Origin of the sequence: Aquabacterium sp. (genome assembly GCF_016234775.1) — a bacterium.
Classification (GTDB): Bacteria; Pseudomonadota; Gammaproteobacteria; order Burkholderiales; family Burkholderiaceae_C; genus Aquabacterium.
Map to the genome: position 1 here is coordinate 63,290 of NZ_JACRAH010000009.1, position 25,526 is coordinate 88,815.

Genomic DNA, 25,526 nt, shown 5'->3' on the forward strand with positions numbered 1-25,526 from the left:
CACCTCAACTTGCCGGAGGGGCAGGTTTTCTTCGATAGTCTCCAGGTGTCTGCCCTGTCCAGCGTTTGAAGGCCCTTTGAAACGCACTTTGTTCAGAGAAGCCCAGCAGGTAAGCAATGTCCACCAGGCTGAGGTTCGGATCCCGCATGTAGCCTAGCGCCAGGGCCTGTCGCAACTCGTCGATGAACGAACGAAAGCTGATGCCTCTTTGCGCGAAGTGCTCTTTCTGATGATTCAACAGTGTCGATACAGGGCGCGCCAATCCGACAGCAGTTTGAGGTGCTGCGGGTTCAATAAGCTGCCAGCAAGTTCACGCCCGAGGCCTGCTGTATCTTGACGTCATGCTGTGACGCGTGTGATGCCGTGTGCCGTGCGTCACCGCTGTGCCCTCAGCCCCATCGCGCCCTCCAGTCGCCGTCGCTCGCCTTCGCTGAACAACACGTTCACCAACGTTGCCCGCTCTGCGTCAGGCGCCTGCGCATACAGATCCAACCTGCGCTGCCAGTCTGCTTCTTGCCGATCCAGCAACGCCAAGCGCTCAGCGGCATCGGCGCCCACCAACTGCGCGCGTTGCGCAAGGCGCTCGGCATCGGGCACTTGCTGCACATGGAAGGACTCCGTTTGCTTCAACGCCGAAAGTGGCAGCACGCTCGCGCGCCTCGCCGCCACCTCCTCGGGCGCGAAGCTCTGCGCTTCGACCTGTTGCAATGCGGCGTCGCGTTCGGCGTCAGTCAAGCCGGGGGCGGCCAGCACGGTCATACGCTTGAGCAGGTGCGTTTCGGCACGCGCTTCATCTGACCAGAAGGCTTCGATCTCTTGCGTCGAGAAGTGCGCTCGGCGCAACCGGTCGCGCTGACCCAGGTGCTGCCGCCAGGCGTCCAGGTCGCCTTCGCGGGGCACCGCGCTTGCCAGCAACGCATCCTGGTACGCCACGTAACGCTCGAACAGGTTCAGCACCAGTGGGTGCGAGAGCGTCGGGAAGCGTTGCAGCAAGGTCTGGCGAGCGTGCGCCAACAGAGCGGCGCGGTCGTCGCCTTTGGCGTGGCCGAGCGCATCCTTGACCATGCGCATCATCTCGGGGCTCAGCAGGGCCTGACGCGTGACCGCGTCCAGGCTTGATCCAGCCGGTGCCGTTGCGGGCTGAGGGCCGGCCGTGGCCGTGATCCAGGGCAGGGCCAGGCCTGCTCGGGCATTGGGGCCTGCCACAGAGGCCCCACCGTCTTCCCACAGCATGGCAGCACCGCCCAGCCCAGCGACGGTCAGGGCGCCTGTCATCACCAACCAGGCTCGGCGCATCACAAGCCTGCCTGCTTCAGACGGGCCACGTGCGCGTGGTACACCCCCACCGGGTCAGGCGTGAACAGCCCGCGAAGGCCGGCGAGCTGGTTGATCTCGTCGAAGTGGTTCCAGGCGTACTCGCCCACCACGGTGCCCAGACGCTGCGTGCAGGCGTCATTGATGCCGTCGTTGGGCTCCTTGTAGATGAGTTGAACGACGCTGGTCAGCCAGTCGAACGGGTCAACAATGTTGGTGACGGCCTTGTTGCCTACCCACGAGTAGTAGCGAACGCCCTTGGCTTGGGCTGCGCCGTTTGTGCCACAGCGGGTTGGCGGCAGGCCTTCTGGGAACTTGGCATTGAAGACCAGTTGGGCGGGCGTGGCGTTGTCGCGCAGCGCGCCCAGCGGGTCGGAGGTCGCGGGGCCGGGCTTGCCGACGACGGTGTCCATCACGCGGCCGATGGCGCTCACGATTTGCACGACGATGCCGCGCAGGGGCGAGCCTTCGGGCGCCAGCCCATCGGTGACCTGCGTCACCAGGTCGCCAAGCGGGGAGCCCTTGTGCGGCGCCCCGACGGTGGTCAGCGAGGCCACCTTCTCTGGCGCCACGGCCGTGACATAGCGGGCGGTGGTGCCACCTTGGGAGTGGGCAATGATGTTGACCTTTCTGGCGCCGGTGACGGCCATGATGTGGTTGATCTGTGCGAGCAACTGTTCACCGCGGACCTCGTTGGAGCTCACGGATGAGACCTCGGCGATGTAGACCTTGGCGCCGCCTTTGCGCAGGTCGCCGGGGATGCCCCAGAAGTAGTCCACTACTCCCAACGCATTGCCGAAGCCAAACAGGCCGTGAACCATGACGATGGGGTACTGCGTGGCGGTGTCGTTCTTCGGTTGCGACAAGAAGTCGAACAGGCCGGCGTGGGCCGGTGTGGCCAGCCCGCACAACAGGGCCCCGGCGACGCAGGCGCTGGCCAGGGGGCGTGTGATGCGATGGCGGCGGTGTTGATGGGCGCGGGACGGCTTGGAATGGCGCTGCATGTGGGGACTCCGTTGGTGAATGAGTTGTCGATGACGTCATTCTTTGGAGCCCCTGTCGATGGCGTCTTTCGCAAATGCGCAAGCGATAGCGGGATCCCGCAGGACAGCGGGTTTGCCGGGGCGGGTCAAACCCTAGGCGTGGGCGTCAGTTCTGGGTGATGGCGTACTGCTGGCGGCGAAACTCGCCCGGCGTCAGCCCGGTCCATTTCTTGAACGCACTCTGAAAACCCGTTTGGTTGGCGTAGCCCAGCAGGTTGGCGATCTGGATCAGTGGCGTTTGGTGGTCGCTCAGATGCTGCAGTGCGAGCTTGAGTCTGACGCGTTCGATCAGGTCGCGGTAATTGAGGCCGGCGCAGGTCAGGCGGCTTTGCAAGGTGCGGGGCGGCATGCCCAGCAACTGGCTGATGTGCGGCAGCGTGGCGTCGCCCTTGAGCAGCTCGCGCATGAGCAGGGCTTCGATGTCCTGCGGTAGGCCGGGGATGGTGCTGCTGAGCGATTCGAGTTCGGCGTCGGCGCGTTGTTTGAGCAAGTTGTGCACGACAGGGTCACGCTGCGCAATGGGCAGGTCGAGCGCGGCGCGTGATGCGATGAGTGCCGAGCGCGGCGCGTTGAATTTCAGTGGACCGCCGAAGGTGGCCTGCAAGGCGCGCAGGTCTTCTGCCCGGGTGGGCGGGGCGAAGGTGAAGTCGGCACCGAAGGTGAGGTCGGGCCGGTCGGTCAGCCAGCGGATCTGGTGCGCCCAGATGGCCATGGCCAGCATGGCGAGCGAGGGTGGCGGGTGGTCGATCAACGGAAGCCACACCAGGGTGCATGCTCGCTCTGTGATGTGCAGGTCGACGGTGTTGACGCCATCGAGCAGGGGCTCGTAACGCAGCAGGATCTGGCCCGCTTGTGCGAGGTTGCCGCAGGTGCTCAGCAGGAAACCCAACACGCCGATGTGGCGCAGGCGAATGGCCTCGGCCACCTTGAGCGTGAACAGTGGGTTGCCGGTGAATCGGCAGGCACTGTCGATGATGTCCAGCCACTCGGCCAGCGCGATCCGGTCATCGCTCCTGCCTTGCAAGATGCCTCCTACCCGTGTTGCACCCAATACCTGGTTCGGGTCCAGGCCCTGTTGCTGCAGGCATTCGATGACGGCGACCGCGTAGCTGGCGCGGGTGCTGCCACTCGCGTGCGAGTGCGTGGATTGCTGGGCGAGCGGCATCTGGCTGGGTGGGTGACGAGGCTGCAGTATGGGGGGCGCTCCCGGGCTCAGCCATACGGGCTTGTCATGGTGAGCGCGTGCGGGTATGCGTGACGACCTTATCCCGTTTCGATATTTGTTTGCAGGTCACGTCGGCGGTTCGTCGCGTCGTGTTCCCAGTTCGACGTCGAAGGCCCCGAGCGTTCGACGCATCGGCACCATGGTGGACAAGGTGAAGCCATGCCTGGCATAGAACCGCTGTGCAGCGGTGTTCTCGCGATCAGTGAGCAGCGTCACGCGTTTGGCGCCACTGCGCCGAGCAACGTCGATGGCGTGATTCAGGAGCGCCGATCCCACACCCGAGCCGCGTGCAGTGGGTGCCACGATCATGTCTTCAAGCAGCGCTACGCGTTCACCGATGGCTGTCGATATGGTGAACAACAGGCTGACCATGGCCTGGATGGCTTTGCCCTCCCTCGCAACCAGGATGATGCCCATGTCGGGGTTGTTGATGATCGCTGCCAACCCTTTGCATTGCGCTGCGGTATCGGGCTGGAATTCAACTTCTTGTGTGAACAGAACCGTCAGCAACTCGCTGAGCGCCGCGATGTCTGATGCTGATGCACGTTCGAATATCGGCACGGTGGGTCTCCCTTGTGTGCTCACGCTTGAGGTTGCTAGATCCACCCATTGTGAACAAACTCCATCACGTTGTAGCAACGATCCTGCAGTTCATGCGCCATCACGGCGGCAACGATCTGTTCCACACCCTTCGCATACGGTGCATCCCCGCAGACGCGCGTCTCAAGCAGCACACTGCAGCTGCCATCCTCGATCCGGATCTGGTGGAAGGCATGGCGAGCCAGGTCGGCATCAGCAAACCCTGTGAGCGTTCGCTGTATGCCGACATCACGCACGGATTCGATCTCGCTGCTGCCCACCCCGAGTGAATGGGCGATGTTGACGGCCGTGCCCGGCACGGACGTTTTCGATGCCTGGTGCGATTCAAGCACCTTGACGTCGTAGGTGCGAAACAGCGGGCCGCAACGTTCCAGCATGGCCATGAACTTGAGCATGAGGATGTTCGTGTTGGGACACAGCACCACGGGGAAGGTCAGAGGCATGGCCTCGATCTGTGACCCGGTCGCCAGCTCGATCAAGGGCGAGTGGGTGGCGGCACAAAAAGCTGCAATGGCCTCCAGCTCCCGCCCGGAGCCCGCGTGCACCACGATGGCCTTGTCTGTCTTGTTGCTCAGTTCGGCCCAGGATTGGATTTGAAAGGTGGCGTCCTTGCTCAAGGCATGGCGCAATTCGGTCGCCAGCTTGCCGGTTCCCGCAATGATGACTTGCATGTTGACCTGATCTCCGTCGTCGCCGGCCTGTGCGTGGTGGCCGTCAGATGACAGCTTACCTGCAAAGGATCGCGCAGCGTGTACGGCGCGTCGTCCTGCCTAGTCAGCGCTCATCTGCTGGAAGATGTCCAGCGCGCTGATGCGCCGGCATTGTTCGCGGTCGTGGATGTCGCTGGTGTCAAAGAAGTAGGCGTACTGCAGGCTGACTTCGGCTTGCTGCTCGACGATCTCCCAGGCGCGGCATGACGGCGGGTCCGAGATGGTATCCCGCATGGCGTCACGCTCTGGCTTGGTGGCGATGTACTCGGCCAGGGCTTCCCGGGTGCGCGCGAAGTGCACGCGATCGGGCAAGGGCAGGCCGCTGCTGTGATAGCCGCAGCACATGGCTTGCTCCAGATCATCGTAGACCTGGGCGCGTTCGGTCATCTCCTGCGCCTGCCTAAGGGCGTTGTCGTGCTCGAACTGGCGCTGCCAGTCGGGGTTGCCTTTGGCCTGCAGGGCGTCTTGCGCCATCTTCAGGAACTGGGCCTGGCGGTTGCGCATTTCCTGCGCGAGCACACCGGGAGTCTGGTTGCTGAGGTTGTTGGGGACTTCCACACACTCGCCATCGTCCAGATACTGGTAGACCAGCGTGGGCGACTGGCTCGCGTCCAGGCCTGGCGGCATGGCCAGCTTGTGGGGCCGGGTCTTGTCAATGCGGGCCGACTGGATCATGGCTGTCGGGCCTGGCATGGCTTGGATACGCGTGGCATGGACATATGGGTGCTCCTTGCGCGCGAGGGCGCACACCTGCTGTCACGAGTATGGGCGCAAGCCGCCGCCGTGTTCGTGGAAATTGAACGGTATTGACCTTGGTATTGGGCCTTGGTATCGGGCGTTCAGGCCTGCAGTGCAGCGGACAGGTGGGCCACGAGTGTCAGCAGTTCTTCGTGCAGCCGCAAGGCGGTAGCCTGGTGCGCGGCCGAGGGTGGTGTGGCCTCGCCCAGTTCCCGCTCAAAGGCGTGCAGGCGATCGGCCAGTGCTTGTGCACCCACCGTCGATGCCGCGCCGCGCAGCGAGTGACAAGCCTGACGCCATGCCGCCGTGGTGCCATCACCTGGCGCCTGCATGAAGGTCGGTTCGCCTCGTGCATAGACCTGTACGAAGTTGCGCATCACGCGTGCGAGCAAGGTCCAGCTGCCTCCCACGTTGAGCAGTGCAACCTGAAGGTCCAGCCCGGCGATGTTGCCGAGGCTTTGCGCCAGACGCTGATCGTTGCTCAAACCCTGGTGCGCGATCAGGTCAGCCGGGTCTGGACTGTCCGGTTCCTGCCGACGCATGGGCAGCCAGCGCAACAAAGTCGCGTAAAGCGCGCGAGGGTCCACCGGCTTGCTCACGTGGTCATTCATGCCGGCATCCAGGCAACTGCGGCGATCTTCCACGAACGCATTGGCAGTCATGGCCACGATGGGCAACTGCTCGCCCAGGCGAGCGCGTATCTGTCTTGTGGCGCTCAGGCCGTCCATCACGGGCATCTGCACATCCATCAACACCAGGTCGTAGGCGCGCGACAGTACCAGCTCGATGGCCGTGGCGCCATCTGATGCTGTCTCTACCACCAGGCCGGCCTTGGTGAGCAACTCGCAGGCCACTTCCTGGTTAATGGGGTTGTCTTCAGCGAGCAGGATGCGTTGGCCTGCATAGCGGCTTTGGAGCTGTGCCTGTGCATCGCTGGGGTCTGGCAGCGAGGTGTTCTGACTGCTGGCCTGTTGCCGCAGTACACGGGCCAGGGCATCTTGAAGCGCCGATGCCGTGATGGGCTTGACCAGCACCGTGTCGCAACGGATCATGCGCGCCTGCTGTCGCATCTCGGGCTCATCGAACGCGGTCACCAGGATGCTGGGTGGCATGCCGGCACCCAGTCGCGCAGACAGTCGGCGCAGTGTGTCGATGCCGTCCATGGGCGCCATGCGCCAGTCGATGAGCATGACGTCGTAGGGGCGCCCGGCCGCCATCTCGGCGTCCACCTTGTCCAGTGCGGCCTGGCCGCTTTCCAGCGTGTCGACCTTCAGGCCCAGCATCTGCAGCCGGTCATCCAGTGCCTTGCGCGCTTCGGCCAGGTCATCCACGAGCAAAGCCCTGAGCCCATCCAGTGCGATGGGGGCCGCCATCTCGCTGGCGCTCTGAGCTCGACCCAGCCGGGCTGTGAACCAGAATGTGCTGCCAGTGCCCGGCGTGCTGTGCAGGCCGATCTCGCCGCCCATCATCTCGGCCAGGCGTTTGGTCAGCGCCAGGCCCAGGCCAGTGCCGCCGTGTCGTCGGGTCAGCGAGCTGTCTGCCTGTTCGAATGCCTGGAACAAGCTGGCCTGCCGATCAGGGGCGATGCCTTCGCCGGTGTCCTGCACCTCAAAGCGCACATGCAGTTGGCCACCTTCCCGCGCCAGCAACTCGCCACGCAAGCGAACCCAGCCTTGGGCGGTGAACTTCACCGCGTTGCCCAGCAAGTTGATCAGGGACTGTGCCAGGCGGGTTGGGTCACCGCGCATGCGTGCCGGCAGGTGATCGGTGTCCACAATCAACTCCAGACCTTTGTCATGCGCAGGCACGCGCACGAGTTCGAACACGCGGGTGAGCAGATCGTCCAGCGAGAACTCGATGTCCTCCAGTTCCATCTTGCCGGCCTCGATCTTGGACAGGTCCAGGATGTCGTTGATCACGTGCAGCAGGTGCTTGGCGGCCTGATCGATCTTGTCGAGGCGCTCGCGCAGCAGGGCATCACGGGTGTCGCGTGCCATCAGGTAGGTCAGCCCGATGATGGCGTTCATGGGCGTGCGGATCTCGTGGCTCATATTGGCCAGGAAGGAGCTCTTGGCCAGATTGGCTGCTTCGGCTTGCTCTGCGCGTGTGGCCAGTTCCTCGTTCAGCGCCGACAGTCGCAGCTCGGCCTGCCGCAGCGCTGTGACATCGGAGACCACGACGTTGAAACCTTGCACCTCGCCGTTGACCACATCGGGGATGAAGCTGGCCAGCACGTGGCCCTGGCTGCCATCAGCCTTGGACAGTGTCTGCACCGTGTCCTGTCTGCGCCCCAAAAGCACCTGCTGGATGCGGGGTTCTTCGATGGCGTACAGGTCCGGCCCCAGGACGTCTCGCAGGTGTTTGCCCAGCATGTCTTGGGGCTGCTGCCCGAACCAGGTCAGGTGGGCGGCATTGGCAAAGCGGCAGCTCAGGTTCGCATCCCAATAGGCAATCATGCCGGGCATGCTGTCCGTCACCGTGCGGATGAAGCGCTCTTGTTCGGCCAAAGTGGCATTGACGCTTTCCAGCTGCCGGGTGCGCGTGGCCACGCGGGCTTCCAGATCTACGTTGAGTTCGGCCAGGTTGGCCTGTACACGGGCCTGATCCTGCCTGGCCTGCTCGATGCGTTGCATCATGTCAGCCAGGCTGTTGGCCAGCATGCCGATGTCGTCGTGCGAGCTTGACGCCAGCGCCAACCAGGCAGCCTGGTCCTTGGATCCGTCGGCCTGTGCCGGCGCATCGGCAAAGGCGGATGCCGCCTTGCGCAGGGCATGCAGGCGTTGCGCCTGCAACCGGATCCAGCGGCCCAGCACGAACCAGCCCAACAGGATGTAGCTGGTGCCGCACACGGCCAAGGCCCGTAGCCAGTGGGCCGGCGACAAGGGCGCTTCGAACTGGCGGTTGATCTGCAACTGAGGCGCGTTGGGCAGGGTGTCCCACGGCAGCAATTGCTGCGCCTGCAAGATCTCACCGGACGTTTGCGCCAGTGAGGCAATGGGGGATGAGCTGGCCGTCGCCGCGTTGTGGTGGCGCAAGATCAGCGACGTGCTGGGATAGGTCAATCGCCCCAGCAGCGCGTTGTCCAGCGGCACATACACCAGCAGCCGAGCTGGCTCATCACGGTAGCGGACGGACCCTTCAATGACGCGATAAACCGTTCGATCGAGTTCGCTGTAAGCCCATCTCAGCCCATCGATCGCCTGTGTGCTGGCGCCTGGTGCGGGGCCGGCGTCGGGCGTATCCTGTGAGCGAGAACCAAAGCGAAAAAGGGTGTGGCCTTGCCGGTCCTGAATGGCGACATGCGTGAAGTCGCTTTGATCCAGCAGTGTGATCAGCAGGGTGCGCATGCGTGCGTCATGCACGTCTCGAGCGGTCGCCTGTGCGCTGGATTGCCACAGCTCGATTTGCTGTGCCAGCGCGTAAGCATTGTTGTGCCAACTCTGATCCAGTGCCGCCAAGCGGGCTGAAAAGTGCGCGCGGGTATCGCTCAGTTGCTGCGTGCGTTCACGCTCGATCCCTGCACGGGCCACGAAGGCAAAGCCCGCGGCCACCACCACGAAAATCAGCAGCAGGATGGCCAGCAACCTGAAGGTCAGCGCCGCGCCTGATCGATACGATGCCGCGTCGGCCTGATCCTGCGCCATCACGGCTTGCGTCCGGCCCACCGGGCATCGATCATGTTGTTGAAGCGATAGCCCATGGCCTGTGGCGACGCACCAGCGCTTTCGCGGAAGAAAGCATCGGTCTGCTGAATCTGTGCTTCAGAGAAGCGGCCATCTTCGCTGAACTGGTTCGGGTACTGTTTGAGCATGGCCATGAAGGCGGATGCCTCTGCACCGCTCAGGCCCAGTGCGGTCACGGTTTCCTGGGCGGAGTGCGTCTTGCGCCAGGCCAGCGTGCGCTGGATCACCTTGACCATGCGTTGCGCCGCTTGCGCTTGGGCTTCCACCAGGCTGCGTTGCGCAATGAGCGTCCCGCGCAGGAAGCCCTCTCCCGGCAGGGGCTCGCGGCTGTCAGCCAGCCCCAGTCGAACCAGGGGGTAGGCCAGGCCTTCCTGCTCCATGCGCAGGCCAAAGGGCTCTTCCGATACCACGGCATCCACCACCTGGCCACGCAGCGCGCTGGATTGGGTGTCCCATGACTGGCCGGCCGCTACCAGCTTCACGCTGTCTGCCGGGAGGCCATGCTGGCGAAGCAGGAGGTTCAGGAACTGCTGGCCATTGGTTGTGGTGCTCAGAGAGTTGCTGTGGATGCCGACGACGCGGCCGCGCAGGTCTTGCACACGCTTGACCTGGCCTGCCAGGCCAGATCGAACCATGAGGGACAAGGGCGCGCGGTTCTCGACCGCCGACAAGGCAAGCAGCCGCGGCTCGCGCAGGTTTTCGTTCATGGCGGCCGTGGCGCCGAACACGCCGAAGTGGGCATTGCCGTTCAGCACCTCGCGGATGGCGATGCCGCCTCCACCGACGAACTTCAGGCGCAGTGACACGCCTTCGGCCCGGTCGGCGCCAATCTTGACGGCCAGTTCGGGAATGGTGGAGACGGAACTGCCCGGGCCAGGGGTGGCCAGCACCAGGTCCATGAGCTCACTGCTCTGGGCGTTTGCGGCTCGTGGGAAAGCGGACAGGGAGGCCAGGCCGGCACCGGCTAGCAAGGCAGTGCGACGACGTAGCCGGAACATGTGTGGGTATCCCTGTGATGGCTTTGTGGATTGAGCGGATCAGTTTGCCATGAAGCCAGAATCAGCGTCAACCGAGCCAACCCAGGCAAAGATCCGGGCGGGCAGGTAGACTGTTTTGCAGCCTTTGGCGCCAGAGGAGCCCCCTAGATGACCGACACTTCTGATTACACGCCACCCGCCATCTGGACCTGGCAGAAAGAAAACGGCGGCCAGTTTGCCAACATCAACCGGCCCGTAGCCGGCCCCACGCATGAGAAGGTCTTGCCGGTTGGCCAGCATCCGTTGCAGCTCTACTCACTGGCCACGCCCAATGGGGTCAAGGTCACGGTGATGCTGGAGGAGCTCCTGGCGCTTGGCCATGCGGGCGCCGAGTATGACGCCTGGCTGATTCCGATCAAGGAAGGCGCTCAGTTCGGTAGCGGCTTCGTTGACGTGAATCCGAACGCCAAGATCCCGGCCTTGATGGACCGCAGCGGCCCTGAGCCCATTCGCGTTTTCGAATCCGGTGCGATCCTGCTGTACCTGGCAGAGAAGTTCGGCGCCTTGTTGCCCACCACCATGCCGCAGCGTGCCGAGTGTCTGTCGTGGTTGTTCTGGCAGATGGGCAGTGCGCCCTTCCTGGGTGGCGGCTTCGGCCACTTCTACGCGTATGCGCCCATCAAGATCGAATACGCGATTGACCGCTACGCCATGGAAGTCAAGCGTCAGCTGGATGTGCTCAACCGCCGTCTGGCCGAGAGCCCTTATCTCGCGGGTGATGACTACTCCATCGCCGACATCGCCGTGTGGCCCTGGTATGGCGCCCTGGTCAAAGGCCAGCTGTATGGCGCAGGCGAGTTCCTGCAGGTGCACGAATACACCCATGTCGTGGCGTGGGCAGACAAGATCGCACAACGCCCGGCTGCCCGACGAGGGCGCATCGTCAACCGCAACTGGGGCGACGCATCGAGCCAGTTGCCTGAACGCCATGACGCCAGTGACTTCGACAAGGTGCCTGCCAAATGATCACGCTCTACGATTGCGCCACCGCCCCGAGCCCACGCCGAGCCCGCATTCTGCTGGCCGAGAAGGGCCTCGCTCACGAGACCGTGCAGGTGGACCTGCGCACCGGCGAACAGCTCAGCGAGGCTTACCGACGCGTGAACCCGCAATGTACGGTGCCCGCCTTGCGCACAGAGGATGGGCTGGTGTTGACGGACAACGCCGCGATCACGGCCTATGTGGAGGCCCGCTACCCTCAGCCGGCGCTGCTGGGTGAGACACCCGAAGAGAAGGCCGAGATTGCCAGCTGGAACTGGCGCGTGGAGTTCGAAGGCCTGCTGGCCATTGCCGAGGCTTTGCGCAACAGCACGCCCGCCATGGCCAACCGGGCTTTGCCCGGGCCCGTGAACTACCCGCAGATCCCAGAGCTGTCGCAACGCGGGCAGGCCCGTGTGCAACAGTTCTTCGTCGATCTCGATGAGCGACTGGCCGGGCGCGAGTTCATCGCCGCCGGGCGCTTCAGCGTGGCCGACATCACAGCCGTGGTGGCCGTTGATTTTGCGCGCGTGGTGAAGGTCAAGCCCGGCGAGCAACACCCGCACCTGCAACGCTGGCGGGCGGCCATGGCCTTGCGGCCATCCATGTCGCTGTGAGCCTGCCTGCCATGATCAGTCGTGGCGACGCGGCTTGTCATGCAGCAGCAGTGCTTTGGCAGCCTCAATGCGCAGAGCCAGTGCCACGGCGGTGTCGTTCATGATGTTCAGCAGAAAGCGCTTAGGGTCATCGCCGTCGTCGGCTCGAATGACGCTGGCGCCTGAGTCGGTCCGTTGCTGCGCGGCCTCGTTCCGTTTGGCGCAGGTGTGGGCATCTTTCTGGCAGGCATCCAGGGCCGCCTGAAAAGCCTCATCCGAGATGCTGCGCAGTCGAGACAGCAGCTCAGCTTGCCCCTCCACGCTGGGTTGCATGTCCAACCATGGGGTCTCGGCAAACACGGGGGCGAGATCTTGCGCGACAAAGGCAGACCACTGCTCGGTGTGTACGGGCAAGCCCGGCATCCGGATGGCTTGTTCACCGGCCGCGGGTGATGCGTTGTGTGCATGGGGCATCAGGCGCAGGCGATGCGGCGCCACATCTGGCAGATAGCGCACGCGCAGGGCGTGGAGCACCATGGCCGCCTGAGCCGCCCCGACAGGGGTTTGCAGTGAGAACCACAACTGATAGCCGTCATGCCCATTGATGGCGATCGCCGGCGCAGGCCAGCCCCAATCGGCCTGTACGCCTTGCCACAGGACGGCCAGGGGGGGCCATTCCGCTGGGCGACACAGTTCCAGCACCATGGCGCGAACCTGGCCCTGGGCATCGGCCAACGCCATGGGTGCATCGGTATCGGTGCCTACCTGGTTGTCGGTTGCCTGTGGGGCATACAGGCGGCACCATTGGGATTGCAGTCTGGTCATGGCCTGGTTTGGTGTGAAGCGATTCTGGCGGGACTTTACCTGAGCGCATCGAGGCCAGGCCCCTTGACATCATCCAATAGTTCAACAATAATTGAATTATGGAAGAAAACACTGTCGTCACATCGCTCGCCGCGCTGGCTCAGCCCTTGCGTTTGCGGATTTTTCGAGCCCTGGTGGTGGCGGGGCCGCAAGGCTTGACCCCGGGTGATCTGGCGGTCGCGCTGGACGCCGCAGCCACCACGCTGTCTTTTCATCTCAAGGAACTCACCCATGCCGGCCTGGTCACCCAGGAGCGGGATGGTCGCCATTTGATCTACCGCGCCGCGTTCGAGCACATGGATGGCCTGTTGGGCTATCTGACCGAGCACTGCTGCCAGGGGCAGCCTTGTGCGCCAACCGTCGACCCATCCTCTGGCAAGCCTGCGCGCAAGCGGGCTTGCTCCACCTGCTGAAGGAGCTCACCATGAAGCGTTTCCATGTCCATGTGCATGTCACCGATCTGGCCCAGAACGTTGACTTCTATTCGAAGATGTTTGGCGTGCAGCCAAGCCGCCTTGAAGCTGACTACGCCAAGTGGATGCTGGACGAGCCCGCGGTGAACTTCGCCATCTCTACGCGTGGTCATGGCCATACAGGCGTCGATCACCTGGGCATCCAGGTTGACAACGAGGCAGATCTGCAGGCCATGAAGGCGCAAGCCCAGGCGGCTGACTTGTCCTTGATCGACGAAGGGGCCACCACCTGCTGCTATGCGCGTAGCGACAAGCATTGGGTGGTCGATCCACAAGGCTTGCCTTGGGAGCACTTCCAGACGCTGGGCAACATTCCTGTCTTCCGTGAAGGCGAGCCTGCACAAGGCGATGAGGCGGGTGCCTGCTGCACCCCCACGGTCGCGCCCAAGGTTACGGGCAAGCCCATCGGCATTCCTGTCAAATCTTCCTGCTGCTGAGGTGGATCATGAGCGAGCAGTTGATGAACGTGCTGTTTGTTTGTACCGGCAACTCGGCGCGGTCGATTCTGGCTGAGGGCATCCTCAACGCATTGGGGGCTAACCGCTTCAAGGCGTATTCGGCGGGCAGCCATCCCAAAGGCGAGGTTCACCCTATGGCGCTGGATGTGCTGCAGCATCTGGCTATGGCCCAAGAAGGCTATCGCAGCAAAAGCTGGGACGAGTTTGCGAAGCCCACCTCACCAGCCCTGAGCTTCGTCTTCACTGTCTGCGACAACGCCGCTGGCGAGGTCTGCCCCATATGGCCCGGCCAGCCTCTGACCGCTCACTGGGGGGTGTACGACCCAGCAGGGGTCGATGGCGAGGAAGCCAAGCAGCGCCGGGCCTTCCATGAGGTTGCGCATATTCTCAAGCGCCGCATTGAACTGATGCTGGCCTTGCCGCCCGAGAGCCTCCATTCCTTGTCCATTCAGTCCCAACTCAACGCCATCGGCAAAACTTGAAGTCCGTCATGACCACTCACGTTCTGATTCTGTGCACACACAACTCCGCCCGCAGCGTGCTCTCTGAAGGCATGCTCAACCATCTGGCCGCCAGGCTGGGCAAGGACGTCAAGGCGCACAGCGCCGGCAGCGCACCCAGCGGGCGGCTGAACCCCTTTGCCATTGAGGCGCTCAACAACGCAGGCATCGACACGTCCGCCTATCGCAGCAAGAGCTGGGATGAGTTCAGTGTCGATGGCGCGCCGCCTTTGTCCATCGTCATCACCGTGTGTGACAGCGCCGCCGCCGAAGCCTGCCCCGTGTTCTTCGGTGGCAAGGGGCAGCCCGTCAAAGTGCATTGGGGCTATCCGGATCCCTCCAATGCCGAAGGCGGCGATGAGGGCAAGCGCCGCGCGTTCGAGCTGACGCGTCAAGCCATAGGCTACAAGATGCTGCAACTCCTGGCGCTGCCACTCGAGACCATGAGCCAGGACGCCCTGCGTTCTGCTCTGGAGGAGATCGGTCGTGCCTGATCAAGTCAACGCCAGCTCGCCAGCATTGGGGCGCGCACTTCTGGCTGAGGCACTGGGCACCATGCTCCTGCTGGCCATCGTCATCGGCTCGGGCATCATGGCTGATCGCCTGTCAGCAGGCAACACCGCCGTTGCCTTGCTGGCTAACACGGCCGCCACGGTTGGCGGGCTCTATATCCTGATTGAGGTGTTCGGCCCTGTCAGTGGTGCGCATTTCAACCCGGTGGTCTCCCTGGTGATGATGTTGCGCGGCACTTTGCCTCGCTCACACGCGATGGCCTATGTGCCTGTTCAACTGGCGGCTGCCGTGCTGGGGGCGATGTTGGCCCATGCCATGTTTGATCTGCCACTGCAGCAGATATCGACCAAGCTGCGAACGGGGCAGGGGCAATGGATCGCGGAGGCCGTGGCCACAGCAGGCCTGTTGCTGGTGATTTTGCGTGCGCCCGCAGGCAAGGCCAGCGCCATGGTGGCCGCCTACATCGGTGCGGCGTACTGGTTCACCGCATCGACGTCGTTTGCCAACCCAGCAGCCGCTTTTGGGCGCATGATGACCGACACGTTCGCAGGCATTGCGCCCAGCAGCGTGCCCGGCTTCATCTGGGCTCAACTGCTGGGTGGCTTGGTGGGTTGGGCTTTGGCTTCCTGGGTGACGCCGTCACAGGCGGCGGCCGCCAAGGTGTGAGTCAGGCAAGTTTGGGTCAAGCGATGGAGGTTCCGCATGAAGGTCACGGTTCTAGGCCGGGGGTGTAGCAAATGCCACCTGACGGTCGAGATGATCGAGCGAGAAGCGAAAGCGATGGGTGTGGCCGTTGAGGTGGTCAAGATCGAGGCACCCGAAGAGATCATGCGTCTGGGCGTGAAAGCCACGCCCGCCGTGATGATCGGAGGGCAGATCGTTCACAGTGGCGGCCTGCCTGCTCATGAAAAAGTGCAGAGCTGGCTGGCACCTCCGTTGCTGGGTTTTCTGCGCGAACCGACCAGGCACCTGTTTTTCACGGGCAAGGGCGGCGTGGGCAAAACCTCTTTGTCGACGGCCACGGCCTTGACACTGGCCGATACCGGCAAGAAGGTGCTGCTGGTCAGCACCGATGCCGCTTCCAATCTGGACGAGATGCTGGGCATCGAGCTGCGCAATGTGCCGGTAGCGGTGCCTGGTGCCCCGGGCCTGTCGGTTCTCAACATCGATCCTGACGTGGCGGCAGAGACTTACCGGCAGCGCGTGTTGGCGCAGATGGCCGATCACACCACGGAGGCCGAGCGGGCCACGGTGCGAGAGCAATTGTCCGGTTCCTGCACCACCGAGATCGCGTCGTTTGACGAGTTCTCCAACCTGCTGGCGGGTGCCGCGGCTGACTACGATCACATCGTGTTTGACACGGCGCCTACCGGGCACACCTTGCGGCTGCTGAGCTTGCCCAAGGCCTGGAGCGGCTTCCTCAAGGGCAACGATCGAGGCGCGTCCTGCCTGGGCCCCCACTCGGGCTTGAAGATGCAGGAGACCCGCTTCAATGCGGCCTTGAAGGCCTTGTGCGACGAGACCCTTACGACGATCGTGCTGGTGGCGCGCGCCGACCGCAGCGCGCTGTCCGAGGCGGCGCGAACGTCCGACGAGTTGCGCGTGCTGGGATTGAACCAGCAGCAACTGGTGATCAACGGGCTGTTCAAGGCGAGCGATCCACACGATGAAGTAGCCAAAGCCATCGAGGCCCTGGGACAGCATGCGCTGGATGCCATGCCCGATGCCTTGCGTGCCTTGCCCCAATCCATCGTGCCATTGCGTGCATTTGATACCGTGGGCCTGCCCGCCTTGCGTGCGCTGTTGAACCCGACCGCAGCGCAGCCCGCAACCCTCACCACGGCGGGTGAAGAGGCGCACCTGCCATCCGATCACATCGACAAACTCGTGGATGAACTGGCCGCTGCGGGGCGAGGCCTGATCATGGTGATGGGCAAGGGCGGGGTCGGCAAGACCACCATCGCCGCGGCACTGGCGATCGGTCTCGTGAAGAAGGGCCATGCGGTGCATCTGAGCACCACCGATCCCGCTGCGCATCTGGCCATGACGCTGGAAGGCGAGTTGCCCGGCCTGCAACTGGGTCGCATTGATCCCAAGGTGGAAACGCAGCGCTATATCGACAAGATCATGGCCGCGCGTGGGCCTCGTCTGGATGCTCAGGAACGTGCGCTGCTGCTGGAGGATCTGCAGTCGCCTTGCACGGAAGAGGTGGCGGTGTTTCATGCGTTCTCGCGCACGGTCAGCGAAGCGCGCAGTGCCTTCGTGGTGCTGGATACCGCGCCCACCGGGCATTCGCTCTTGTTGATGGATGCCACCGGGGCTTATCACCGGCAGATGACACGCGAGTTTGAAGGCAAGGCCGCTGTGCACATGGTCACGCCCCTGATGCGCCTGCAGGACGCGAGTTACACCCGCATCATCCTGGTTACCTTGCCGGAGGTGACGCCAGTCTCGCAAGCCGCGGCCTTGCAGGATGACTTGCGGCGCGCGCACATCGAGCCCTATGCCTGGGTGGTCAACAAATCCATCCTGGCCGCTGGCACGCATGATCCTTTGCTGCAAGCCAGGCTGGCAGGCGAGCGCCGGCAGATGGCGCGATTGAGCGGTGGGCTGGCGCACAAGACCTTTGCCGTGCCTTGGTTGCCTCAAGCGCCCGTCGGGCTGACGGCCTTGTCCGCGCTGCTGGCGTCCTGATCAGCGTCCGGGTGCCGTCTTGGCGCCAAAAGGGCAGTAGTTCGGCCGTGGCCCAACCTGCGGATGTTTGCGGCAGGTGTTGGGGCGCTTGTCGTAGACCTTGCAGCGGCGCGTGGTGGCGTCCAGAAAATGGCAGTCGCCGTTGGCGCGGCGAGCCAGGGTGAAGATCTCGTACTTGAAGTTGAAGTGCTGAACCAGGCCGGCCTTCATCAGGCGCTTGGCAATCTGCTTGGGCGCTTCGTGTTCAGCCTCGAAGGGGTCGACCAGTTCCAGGCGAACCAGATCGGGCAGCTTCACCTCCACCGGCATGGTGCAGCAATTGGCCACGCAGTTGTCACACAGACCATTGCGGTAACGGGTCCAGGTGTCGGTGCGGTCAACGTCGACGATGTAGATGGAAGACTTCATGGCATGGGGCGAAACGCGGCAGGCCGTATTGTGCCCAAGTGAATGCATGGCAATGCCTGCATACTGTCCTCACCTGTTTGTCCATTGTTTTTGTACCCATGACCGATTCCACCTACGCCCGTCAGCAGCTTGACCAATTGCGGCAGTTGATGGAGCTGCATGCCGCAGGCCACGATCACTTCCTCGCTCAGAGCGACAACATTGGCACGCCCGCCGTGTTTGGTGGGCAGGTGCTGGGGCAGTCCTTGCAGGCCGCCCAGCTCACAGTTGAAGCGGACCGGGCCGTGCACTCCCTGCATGCCTACTTCCTGTTGCCAGGCGAGCATGCGCCCATCGACTACGAGGTCACCCGCGTGCGTGATGGCCGCAGCTTCAGCATGCGACGCGTGGTGGCCCGCCAGGGTGACAACATCATCTTCGAGATGAATGCGTCTTTTCAGACAGCGTCCGATGGTGTCGAGCATCAGGCAGCCATGCCGCAGGTGGCGGGCCCTGAAGGCCTGCAAAGCGAGCATGCCTTGCGCCAGGCCATCATCCCGCATCTGCCACCGTACTTCCATGACAAGACCCTGGCACCGCGGGGCCTGGAGTACCGCCCGGTCGAGCCTGTCGACCTCATGAACCCACCCAAGCGCGAAGGTCAGATCGCGCTGTGGGTGCGCGCCATGGACACCTTGCCCGATGACGCCGCCCTGCACCGCGCCTTGCTGGCCTATGCCTCTGATCACGGCTTGTTGCTGGCCGCCATTGCACCGCATGGCTTGAGCCTGTTCCGCGGTGAGGTGCGCATGGCCAGCCTGGACCACGCCATGTGGTTCCACCGTGATTTCCGCCTGGATGACTGGCTGCTCTATGTGTTTGATTCACCCAGCGCGAGTGGCGCGCGAGGCCTGTGCCAGGGGCGCTTCTTCACACGCGATGGCAAGCTGGTGGCGTCGGTGATGCAGGAAGGCATGGTGAGGCCCTGGGTCAGAAAGGCCTGAGCCAGTTGCCGACCATCATGGGTGCATGGGCGTGAAGCGCGCCTGTTGCGCAGGCTGCCCCGCCATCGTCACGCTCACGATGGCCTTGAGGTCTGGTGTGGAGGCATAAGTGGCCTGTGCGCTCAGCTTGTTGTCGCCATCGGGCTTGAGTGCAACGCTGACCTTGGTCTTGCCAGACAGGATGGTGATGGTGCCGCTGGCGCCCGCCGTGGTTTGCGGCTTGCCGGCGTGGTCCGTCACGTACACGGCGATGGCCTTGTCCCTCGCTTCGAGAGGCGTCTTGACCAGCACCAGTTCCAGGTGCACAGGGCCGGCCATGCGCAGTTGGCCACCATGCGGTGCTTTTACCGTATCGAGGTAGGCGTCGTCATGGGCCCATGCAGGTGCTGATGCCAGCATGCCAACCAGTGATGCAGTGAGGGCTTGCAGGATGTGGCGGCGGTGCATGAAGGTGCGGGTCATGTGTTTCTCCTTGGATGGATCGGGGCTCAGAAACTCGGCGTGGTGGATGAGGTCGATGGCGTGGCCGAGGCAGCCTGCGTAGCCTCGGCTTCGGCCTGAAGCCGCGCCAGTGGCGCCTTACCCCACAGCCAGAACATCACCGGCGTCAACAGGGTGTCGAGCAGCGTGGCGCTGATCAGCCCGCCGAAGATGACGACAGCCACCGGATGCAGCACCTCCTTGCCCGGCGCGGATGCCGACATGAGCAAGGGCAGCAGCGCGAAGACGGCCACCAGCGCGGTCATCAGCACGGGCGTGAGGCGCTCCAGCGAGCCGCGCACGATCATGCTCTGGCTGAAGGTCTCGCCCTCATGCAGGCACAGGTTGATGTAGTGGCTGATCTTGAGGATGCCGTTGCGGGTGGCGATGCCCGTGAGCGTGATGAAACCCACCAGGGCCGCGATCGACAAGGGCTGCCCTGACCACCACAAGGCCGCCACACTGCCCACCAGCGCCAGTGGGATGTTGCACATGATGATGGCGCTCAGCACGGCCGATCGATAGCGGCTGTACAGCACCATGAAGATCAGCAGCATCGAGATGGCACTCAGCCAGGCCATGCGTTGTGCGGCTTGTTCCTGTGCCTGGAACTGGCCTTCCAGTGCGGTGAAATAGCCTTGCGGCAACGCTTGAGCAGTCAACGCGGCACGGATGTCCTTGATCACGGCGGCCTGGTCGCGGCCTGCCGTGTTGGCCGAGATCACGATGCGCCGGCGGGCGTTCTCGCGACTGATCTGGTTGGGGCCGTCGCCATCTTCGATGCGCGCGAGTTGCGACAGGGGCACCCGGCCGTTGGGTGTTTCAATCAGCACGGATGCCAGTTGGGTCGCCTGGCGCTGCGCTTCAGGCAGGCGCATGACCATGTCGAAGCGTCGGTGGCCTTCCAGCACCTGGCCCAACTTTTCGCCTTCGATCAGCTCCTGCAGGGCGCGCAGGACCTGGCCAGGTGGCACACCCAGGCGTGAAGCGGCTTCGTAGTCCAGGTGGATCTTGAGTTGCGGGATGAGCACCTGCTTTTCGATCTGCAGATCGGTCAGGCCCGGAACGGCTTTCAAGCGGCCTTGCAGATCGGAGGCCAGGCCACGCAGGGTATCCAGATCATCCCCATAGATCTTCAGGGCGATCTGGGCACGCACCCCAGACAGCAAATGATCAAGCCGATGGGAGATGGGTTGCCCGATGCTGATCACTGCAGGCAACACAGCCAGGCGCTCACGCAGGTCACCCAGGACCTGGTCGCGTGAACGATCGGAGGCGCGCAGGTCCACATCGATCTCGGAGGCATGCACACCTTCGGCGTGTTCGTCCAGTTCGGCCCGCCCGGTGCGTCGCCCGACCTGGGTCACCTCTGGCACGCTGGCGATCAGTTGCTCGGCCAGGCGCCCGATGCGATCGGACTCGGCCAGTGAGGTGCCCGGGTTGAGTTGCAGGCTCAGCGTCAAGGTGCCTTCGTTGAAGGGGGGCAGGAAGGCGCGGGGCATCCAGGCCAGTGAGGCGGCAGCCACGACGGTAGCGAGTGCCGCGAGGGCCAGCAGGGCGCGGCCGTGCTGGAAGGACCAGTTCAGCAAGCGGGTGTCGAGTCGTTTGAGATGGCGGACCACGGGCGTGTCCCGATGCTGGGAGGGCATGCGCTGTATCAGTCCGGGCAGCAGGTAGTGGGCCAGCACGGGCGTCACGGTGATCGACACAATCATGCTGGCCAGGATGGACACGATGTAAGCCAGGCCCAATGGCGTGAACAGGCGCCCCTCGATGCCGGGCAGCGCGAACAGCGGCACAAACACCAGCACGATGATGAAGGTGGCGTACACGATGGCCGAGCGCACCTCCAGGGTGGCGGCGGCGATCACTTCGATGACGGGCTTGGGCGCCGCCAGCAGGCGATTGAGTTGCAGTCGCCGCAGCACGTTCTCCACGCCCACCACGGCGTCGTCCACCAGTTCGCCAATGGCAATGGCCAGGCCGCCCAGTGTCATGGTGTTGATGGACAGGCCCATGTAGTGAAATACCAGCGCCGTTGCCAGCAAGGACAAGGGGATGGCCGTCAAGGAGATGAGCGTGGTGCGCACATTGAGCAGGAAGAGGAAGAGCACCACGGCCACGAGCACGGCGCCATCACGCAAGGCCTCTTCGACATTGCGCACGGAGTGTTCGATGAAGTCGGCCTGCCTGAACAGGAATTGGGGCGAGGCCATGCCGCCAGGGCGTGAGCGGGCCAGTTCGGCCACGGCCTGCTCGACTGCGCGGGTGACCTTGACGCTGTCCGTGCCCGGTTGCTTTTGCACCGACAGGATCACGGCTGGTTTGGCCTGGTAGCTGGCGTCACCCCGTTTGTTGGCGGGTGCCAGGCTGACCTGCGCGACCTGCATGAGCGGTATGGGCTGACCATGCACCGTGCCCACCACCACCTGCTTGAGGTCATCGATGCGGTTGGTGCGGCCTATCTGGCGCACCAGGTATTCGCGGCCATTAGCTTGCAGGAAGCCGCCGCTGGTGTTGCTGCCGAAGTCCCTCAGAGCCCGTGCCACCTGCTCGCGTTCGATGCCCAGTGCCTGCAGGCGCTCGGGCTGGATCTCGATGCGGTATTGGCTGACTTCGCCACCGATCGGGATCACCTGGGCGATGCCGGGTATCGTCAACAAGCGTGGGCGCATGACCCAGTCCGCATAGTCGCGCACTTGCATGGGGCTGACCTTGGCGGGATCGGCTGGCAGCGCGATCAGCAGGATCTCGCCCATGATGGACGAGATGGGGCCCAGTTGCGGTGTGATGCCTGCCGGCAGTTGTTCGCGCACCAGGCTCAGCCGTTCGTTGACCTGCTGGCGGTTGAGGTGGATGTCGCTGCCCCAGTCGAACTCGACGTTGATGACGGACAGGCCGATGCCGGAGACCGAGCGCACCCGGCTCACACCGGGCATGCCGTTCAGGCTGGATTCAATCGGGATGCTGATCTGCTGTTCGACTTCTTCGGGCGCCATGCCGCCGGCCTCCGTCATCAAGGTGACGGTGGGCTTGTTCAGGTCCGGAAAGACGTCGATGGGCATCTGGCGCACGGTGAAGGCGCCATAAAGCACCAGCAGCGCGGCCACCGCCAGCACGATCAGTCGCTGGCGCAGGCTGGTATGGATGAGGGCGTCAAACATGGTTCATCCTTGTGGGCTCAGCGCACCTGGCTCAGCAGGTTGGCGCCTTCGGTGACCACGCGGTCGCCTGCCTGGAGGCCCTTGAGCACGATCACGGTGCTGTCGCTCAAAGGCATGGTGCTGACGATGTGCGGCGTGAAGCGCTCGGCTTGTTCGTGCAGCCAGACCATGGTGTCGCCACTGGGCAGGCGCTGCAGGGCAGCGCGTGGCACGGCCATGCCGCGTACCGTCCGTGCGGTTTGCGCGGTGATCTTGAGTGTCTGGCCGATGGCCAGTGGCGCCTGAGCCCGCACGACACGAAACAGCACGGGCATGGCCTGGTCGCGCAGTTGCCTGCCCGCGCCCGCAAAGCGCAAGGTGACGGTGCCCGTCGGGGTGCTGGCGCTGGCATCTGTCAGGCCATCGAGTTGACTGGCGTCATAGGCCAGGGCTTCGACCATCAATCGGCTCGGATCCATGATTTCGAACACCACGTCGTGCGCTTCGATGACCTGGCCCAAGCTGGCGCTGCTGCTGGCGATGACGCCGCTCGCCGGAGCCAGTAAAGGCTCAGGCGCGGTGAGGCTGCCGCGAATGGCATCACGCCGTCTTTTCAGGGCATCGCGCTCGATGCGGGCGGTCTCGATGTCTTTCTGGGCGATGGCACCTTCGAGTTGGGCATAGCGCGTCAACTTGCGTTCGGCCACGGCGTACTGCGCGTCAAGATCGGCCAGGGTGGCTTGCTGGTTGCCGCGTTCCAGGCTGCTGGCGGCGGGATGCAGGTAGGCCAGCACCTGGCCTTTGTTCACGCGCTGGCCCAGCACAGGCAGGCCTTGCGGGCCGGCTTCGATGCGGCCGGTCTGGGTGGTCTGCACGCGCCCACCGGCATTGGGGTCGGGCAGCACCTTGCCGTTGAGTTCGATGGCTTGCGCATGGTCCTGGGCGAGGGCGCGGATCGTGCGCAAGCCCAGCCTGTATTGGGCGGGTTTGGGGGCCCAGATGCTGCCATCGGGCAAGCGCTGCGGGGATGCGGTTTGCCCGGTCGCTACTGCGGGCGCGGCAGGGGCGTGGTCGCCATGGTCTTCACCGCCGTGGGCCCAGACAGCTTGCGTGAACAGCAGGGCCGTCAGCCCGTGCAGGATGGTCATCAGTGGGGATTTCATGCGGGCTCCTTGCGCGCGGTGGTGCGGCGCTGCAGCAGCCACGCCGAGGTGATCGTGATCAGCAGGGCGGCGGCGGTGAACCAGGGCCAGCGAGAGCCTGTGCTGGCGGTGTGATCGGGCTCGTGGTCTGACGGGGCTTCGACGTTCAGCGTGGCATCAAGCAGGTCAGCGGTGTCTCCGCTTTGAACGGTGATGGCCAAGGGGTAGTGGCCTGGTTTGGCCAAAGCCGGCGCAGGCAACGTGTACACGCCAGGCTCCATCGCCTTGGCCGTGCCTTTGAAGGCGCCGCTTTCGATCTCGATGCTGGCGCCCGCAACAGGGGCATTGGTGTCGGCACGGTCCAGGTACAGGGTGAGGGTGGGCGTGTCGCCGGTTTGCAGCACGGCAACCAGTTCGAAGCTGTCGGTCTGTGCGGTGGCGCGCGGTGCTTGTGGTGTGGGCGGGGTGACGGCGGCGGGCGTGGCCTCGCCGTGGTCTTCGCCGTCATGCGACCAGGCAGCATGCGGTGTCAGGGCCACGACGATGGCGGCAAGGGCAAGCGCCAACAAGGCGCGAGGGGGGCGGGGCGATGTCATGGCTGGGTCTCCTCGGGCAGCAGGCCCAGGGCTTGTCGGAGTCGGGAGATGGCGGCGTCGCGGGCCAACGTTTGCTGGATGAGGGCGGATTGCGCTTCGTGGTCGGCCAGGCGCGCGCGCAGCAAGGCGTTCAGGTCCTGTTCGCCCAGGCTGAAGGCCTTCTGGGCGAGTTGCAGGTTGTCGGCGGTGAGCTGGCTGCGCTCTTGCGCCAGCGTCAGTTGCTGCGCGGCCATGTCGAGCTCGCTTCGGGCTTGCGCGATACCTCGGTCGATGTGCTCACGTGCGCGGGCCAGCGCCATCTCGGCTTGCGTCAGCTCGGCGCGGGCGAGTGCGCTGTCTTGTCGCACGCGTGGGCCGGACGACAAAGGCAGGGTCAGCTTGACGCCGATGGCCTGGTCGTATGGGTTCAAGGCGTCACTGCGTTGCTGGGTCCAGCGCACGGCCAGTTCGGGTGGGGCGCGGTCACTGGCATCCTGTAGGGCCAACTTGTCACTGGCGAGCGCTGTCGTGGCTTGCAAGGCTTGCCATTGAGGGTGATCGAGATCGGCTGAGGTGCCCGTGGCAGGGATGGTTTCGGGCGGCAGCTTGGCGGGCGGTTCTGCGCCAGTCAGATTCGCATAGGCTTGTTCGGACTGGCGCGCCTTCTGGCCCGCTTCCATCAGTTCGGCCTGGGCCGACAGCGCTTCGGTGCGCGCGAGGTTGGCGTCGACGCGGGCCAGGTCGCCGTGCTGATAGCGGCGCAGCACCTCTGCCTGCAGCGCTTGCGCGGTTTGCAGGCGCTGCTGCGCCAGGGTGTTGGCGGCGCGCGCTTGGGCCACCAGCCACCAGGCCTCGCGCAGTTCGCCGCTGAGTTGCAGTCGGCGCCAGTTCAAGCGGGCCTGTGATTCGGCGAGGGCATGCCGGGCGGTGTCGAGGCTGGCCTGGCGTTGCCCTGGCAGCCACAACGGTGCGCCAAGCTCCACCTCCCACTCGCGCCTGCCGAGATTCTGGTTCAGGCGGTCACTGAGGTGATGGAGTGACACGGCCGCTGGCGCCGGGGTGAGGCCCTGCGCCACCTGCACGCCTGCTTCGGCGGCGGCTTGGCGAAGGCGCAGTTGGGCGGTTTCGGGGTCGCGCGCGGTGGCGGCCTGCAGGGCGCCGGCCAGATCCGTGGCTGGTGGGTCGAGGGCGGCCTGGGCAGGGCCGCTCCACAGCGTGAGGAGGTAGGCGGGCACGCAAGCCAGCGCGCGCAATTGCAATTGCAATGTGCTCATGGCGGAAAGACGTCAAGAGAAGGGGCCTGTGGCCAGGGTGGCCTGAGAGGCCACGGCGAATGGCCCCGGTCGTGGCGAAGTGCCACGAGGAGCCA

General features: G+C 64.2%; 25 protein-coding genes. 9 read left to right on the forward strand and 16 right to left on the reverse strand.

The annotated features are described in order from the left end of the window. Positions 1–4: 4 nt before the first annotated feature. The 9 genes from HY836_RS18960 to HY836_RS04000 all read right to left on the reverse strand — a co-directional run bounded on the left by HY836_RS18960 (position 5) and on the right by HY836_RS04000 (position 10,311). A complete protein-coding gene (locus HY836_RS18960) occupies positions 5–262 on the reverse strand; it encodes a helix-turn-helix transcriptional regulator (RefSeq protein ID WP_367114619.1) in 258 nt (85 codons plus the stop codon). A 113-nt stretch (positions 263–375) separates the two neighbouring features. Then, positions 376–1,296 carry a lipase secretion chaperone gene (locus HY836_RS03965; protein WP_290673787.1) on the reverse strand — a complete coding sequence of 307 codons (921 nt, stop codon included), beginning with the start codon at positions 1,294–1,296 and terminating at the stop codon, positions 376–378. Beyond that, positions 1,296–2,318 (reverse strand): triacylglycerol lipase, encoded by a 1,023-nt coding sequence (locus tag HY836_RS03970; RefSeq protein WP_290673788.1) that lies wholly within the window; start codon positions 2,316–2,318, stop codon positions 1,296–1,298. Before HY836_RS03970 ends, HY836_RS03965 begins: the two co-directional genes overlap by 1 nt. 145 nt (positions 2,319–2,463) lie before the next feature. Next, positions 2,464–3,522, reverse strand: a complete 1,059-nt coding sequence (locus HY836_RS03975) for an AraC family transcriptional regulator (protein WP_290673789.1) — start codon at positions 3,520–3,522, stop codon at positions 2,464–2,466. A gap of 126 nt (positions 3,523–3,648) precedes the next feature. Then, on the reverse strand, positions 3,649–4,143 hold the full coding sequence (locus HY836_RS03980) for a GNAT family N-acetyltransferase (RefSeq protein ID WP_290673790.1): 495 nt from the start codon (positions 4,141–4,143) through the stop codon (positions 3,649–3,651). A 35-nt stretch (positions 4,144–4,178) separates the two neighbouring features. Next, positions 4,179–4,853, reverse strand: a complete 675-nt coding sequence (locus tag HY836_RS03985) for a dihydrodipicolinate reductase C-terminal domain-containing protein (RefSeq protein WP_290673792.1) — start codon at positions 4,851–4,853, stop codon at positions 4,179–4,181. A gap of 99 nt (positions 4,854–4,952) precedes the next feature. Then, positions 4,953–5,585 (reverse strand): hypothetical protein, encoded by a 633-nt coding sequence (locus tag HY836_RS03990; protein WP_290673794.1) that lies wholly within the window; start codon positions 5,583–5,585, stop codon positions 4,953–4,955. A gap of 146 nt (positions 5,586–5,731) precedes the next feature. Beyond that, complete coding sequence (locus HY836_RS03995; protein WP_290673796.1) at positions 5,732–9,295, reverse strand: response regulator; 3,564 nt, start codon at positions 9,293–9,295, stop codon at positions 5,732–5,734. Beyond that, a complete protein-coding gene (locus HY836_RS04000) occupies positions 9,274–10,311 on the reverse strand; it encodes an ABC transporter substrate-binding protein (protein WP_290673798.1) in 1,038 nt (345 codons plus the stop codon). The genes HY836_RS03995 and HY836_RS04000 overlap by 22 nt, the downstream gene beginning before the upstream one ends. Positions 10,312–10,458: 147 nt before the next feature. On the opposite strand from HY836_RS04000, the gene yghU reads away from it, so the two are divergent. Next, entirely contained in the window at positions 10,459–11,316 is an 858-nt protein-coding gene (gene yghU, locus HY836_RS04005) for a glutathione-dependent disulfide-bond oxidoreductase (protein ID WP_290673800.1), read from the forward strand. Further along, positions 11,313–11,945, forward strand: coding sequence for a glutathione S-transferase (locus HY836_RS04010; protein WP_290673802.1), 633 nt, complete (start codon positions 11,313–11,315; stop codon positions 11,943–11,945). The genes yghU and HY836_RS04010 overlap by 4 nt, the downstream gene beginning before the upstream one ends. A gap of 15 nt (positions 11,946–11,960) precedes the next feature. Here the strand turns inward: HY836_RS04010 and HY836_RS04015 are convergent, their stop codons facing one another. Next, complete coding sequence (locus HY836_RS04015; protein WP_290673804.1) at positions 11,961–12,749, reverse strand: hypothetical protein; 789 nt, start codon at positions 12,747–12,749, stop codon at positions 11,961–11,963. 98 nt (positions 12,750–12,847) lie between these two features. On the opposite strand from HY836_RS04015, the gene HY836_RS04020 reads away from it, so the two are divergent. The 6 genes from HY836_RS04020 to arsA are packed head-to-tail and all read left to right on the forward strand — an operon-like array spanning position 12,848 to position 17,426. Further along, positions 12,848–13,201, forward strand: coding sequence for a helix-turn-helix transcriptional regulator (locus tag HY836_RS04020; RefSeq protein ID WP_290673806.1), 354 nt, complete (start codon positions 12,848–12,850; stop codon positions 13,199–13,201). Between the two features lie 11 nt (positions 13,202–13,212). Then, positions 13,213–13,698, forward strand: coding sequence for an ArsI/CadI family heavy metal resistance metalloenzyme (locus HY836_RS04025; RefSeq protein WP_290673808.1), 486 nt, complete (start codon positions 13,213–13,215; stop codon positions 13,696–13,698). A gap of 8 nt (positions 13,699–13,706) precedes the next feature. Then, positions 13,707–14,201 (forward strand): arsenate reductase ArsC, encoded by a 495-nt coding sequence (locus tag HY836_RS04030; RefSeq protein ID WP_290673810.1) that lies wholly within the window; start codon positions 13,707–13,709, stop codon positions 14,199–14,201. An 8-nt stretch (positions 14,202–14,209) separates the two neighbouring features. Beyond that, positions 14,210–14,713 carry an arsenate reductase ArsC gene (locus HY836_RS04035; RefSeq protein WP_290673812.1) on the forward strand — a complete coding sequence of 168 codons (504 nt, stop codon included), beginning with the start codon at positions 14,210–14,212 and terminating at the stop codon, positions 14,711–14,713. Further along, positions 14,706–15,398, forward strand: a complete 693-nt coding sequence (locus HY836_RS04040) for an MIP/aquaporin family protein (RefSeq protein ID WP_290673814.1) — start codon at positions 14,706–14,708, stop codon at positions 15,396–15,398. Before HY836_RS04035 ends, HY836_RS04040 begins: the two co-directional genes overlap by 8 nt. Positions 15,399–15,434: 36 nt before the next feature. Then, positions 15,435–17,426 (forward strand): arsenical pump-driving ATPase, encoded by a 1,992-nt coding sequence (gene arsA, locus HY836_RS04045; RefSeq protein WP_290673816.1) that lies wholly within the window; start codon positions 15,435–15,437, stop codon positions 17,424–17,426. Here arsA and HY836_RS04050 read toward each other — a convergent pair whose 3' ends face one another. Next, complete coding sequence (locus HY836_RS04050) at positions 17,427–17,834, reverse strand: YkgJ family cysteine cluster protein (RefSeq protein ID WP_290673818.1); 408 nt, start codon at positions 17,832–17,834, stop codon at positions 17,427–17,429. Positions 17,835–17,932: 98 nt separating this feature from the next. Here HY836_RS04050 and HY836_RS04055 point away from each other — a divergent pair, with 98 nt between their 5' ends. Continuing rightward, entirely contained in the window at positions 17,933–18,817 is an 885-nt protein-coding gene (locus HY836_RS04055) for an acyl-CoA thioesterase II (RefSeq protein WP_290673820.1), read from the forward strand. Positions 18,818–18,832: 15 nt separating this feature from the next. Here the strand turns inward: HY836_RS04055 and HY836_RS04060 are convergent, their stop codons facing one another. Genes HY836_RS04060 through HY836_RS04080 form a run of 5 tightly spaced genes read right to left on the reverse strand, consistent with a single transcriptional unit; the run spans position 18,833 to position 25,431 of the window. Then, a complete protein-coding gene (locus HY836_RS04060) occupies positions 18,833–19,279 on the reverse strand; it encodes a hypothetical protein (protein WP_290673822.1) in 447 nt (148 codons plus the stop codon). Between the two features lie 26 nt (positions 19,280–19,305). Next, entirely contained in the window at positions 19,306–22,461 is a 3,156-nt protein-coding gene (locus HY836_RS04065) for an efflux RND transporter permease subunit (RefSeq protein WP_290673824.1), read from the reverse strand. Positions 22,462–22,478: 17 nt separating this feature from the next. Next, on the reverse strand, positions 22,479–23,603 hold the full coding sequence (locus HY836_RS04070) for an efflux RND transporter periplasmic adaptor subunit (protein ID WP_290673825.1): 1,125 nt from the start codon (positions 23,601–23,603) through the stop codon (positions 22,479–22,481). Continuing rightward, positions 23,600–24,178: a hypothetical protein gene (locus tag HY836_RS04075; protein WP_290673826.1), complete on the reverse strand. Its 579-nt coding sequence runs from the start codon at positions 24,176–24,178 to the stop codon at positions 23,600–23,602. Before HY836_RS04075 ends, HY836_RS04070 begins: the two co-directional genes overlap by 4 nt. Continuing rightward, positions 24,175–25,431, reverse strand: coding sequence for a TolC family protein (locus HY836_RS04080; protein ID WP_290673828.1), 1,257 nt, complete (start codon positions 25,429–25,431; stop codon positions 24,175–24,177). Before HY836_RS04080 ends, HY836_RS04075 begins: the two co-directional genes overlap by 4 nt. Between the last annotated feature and the right edge of the window lie 95 nt (positions 25,432–25,526).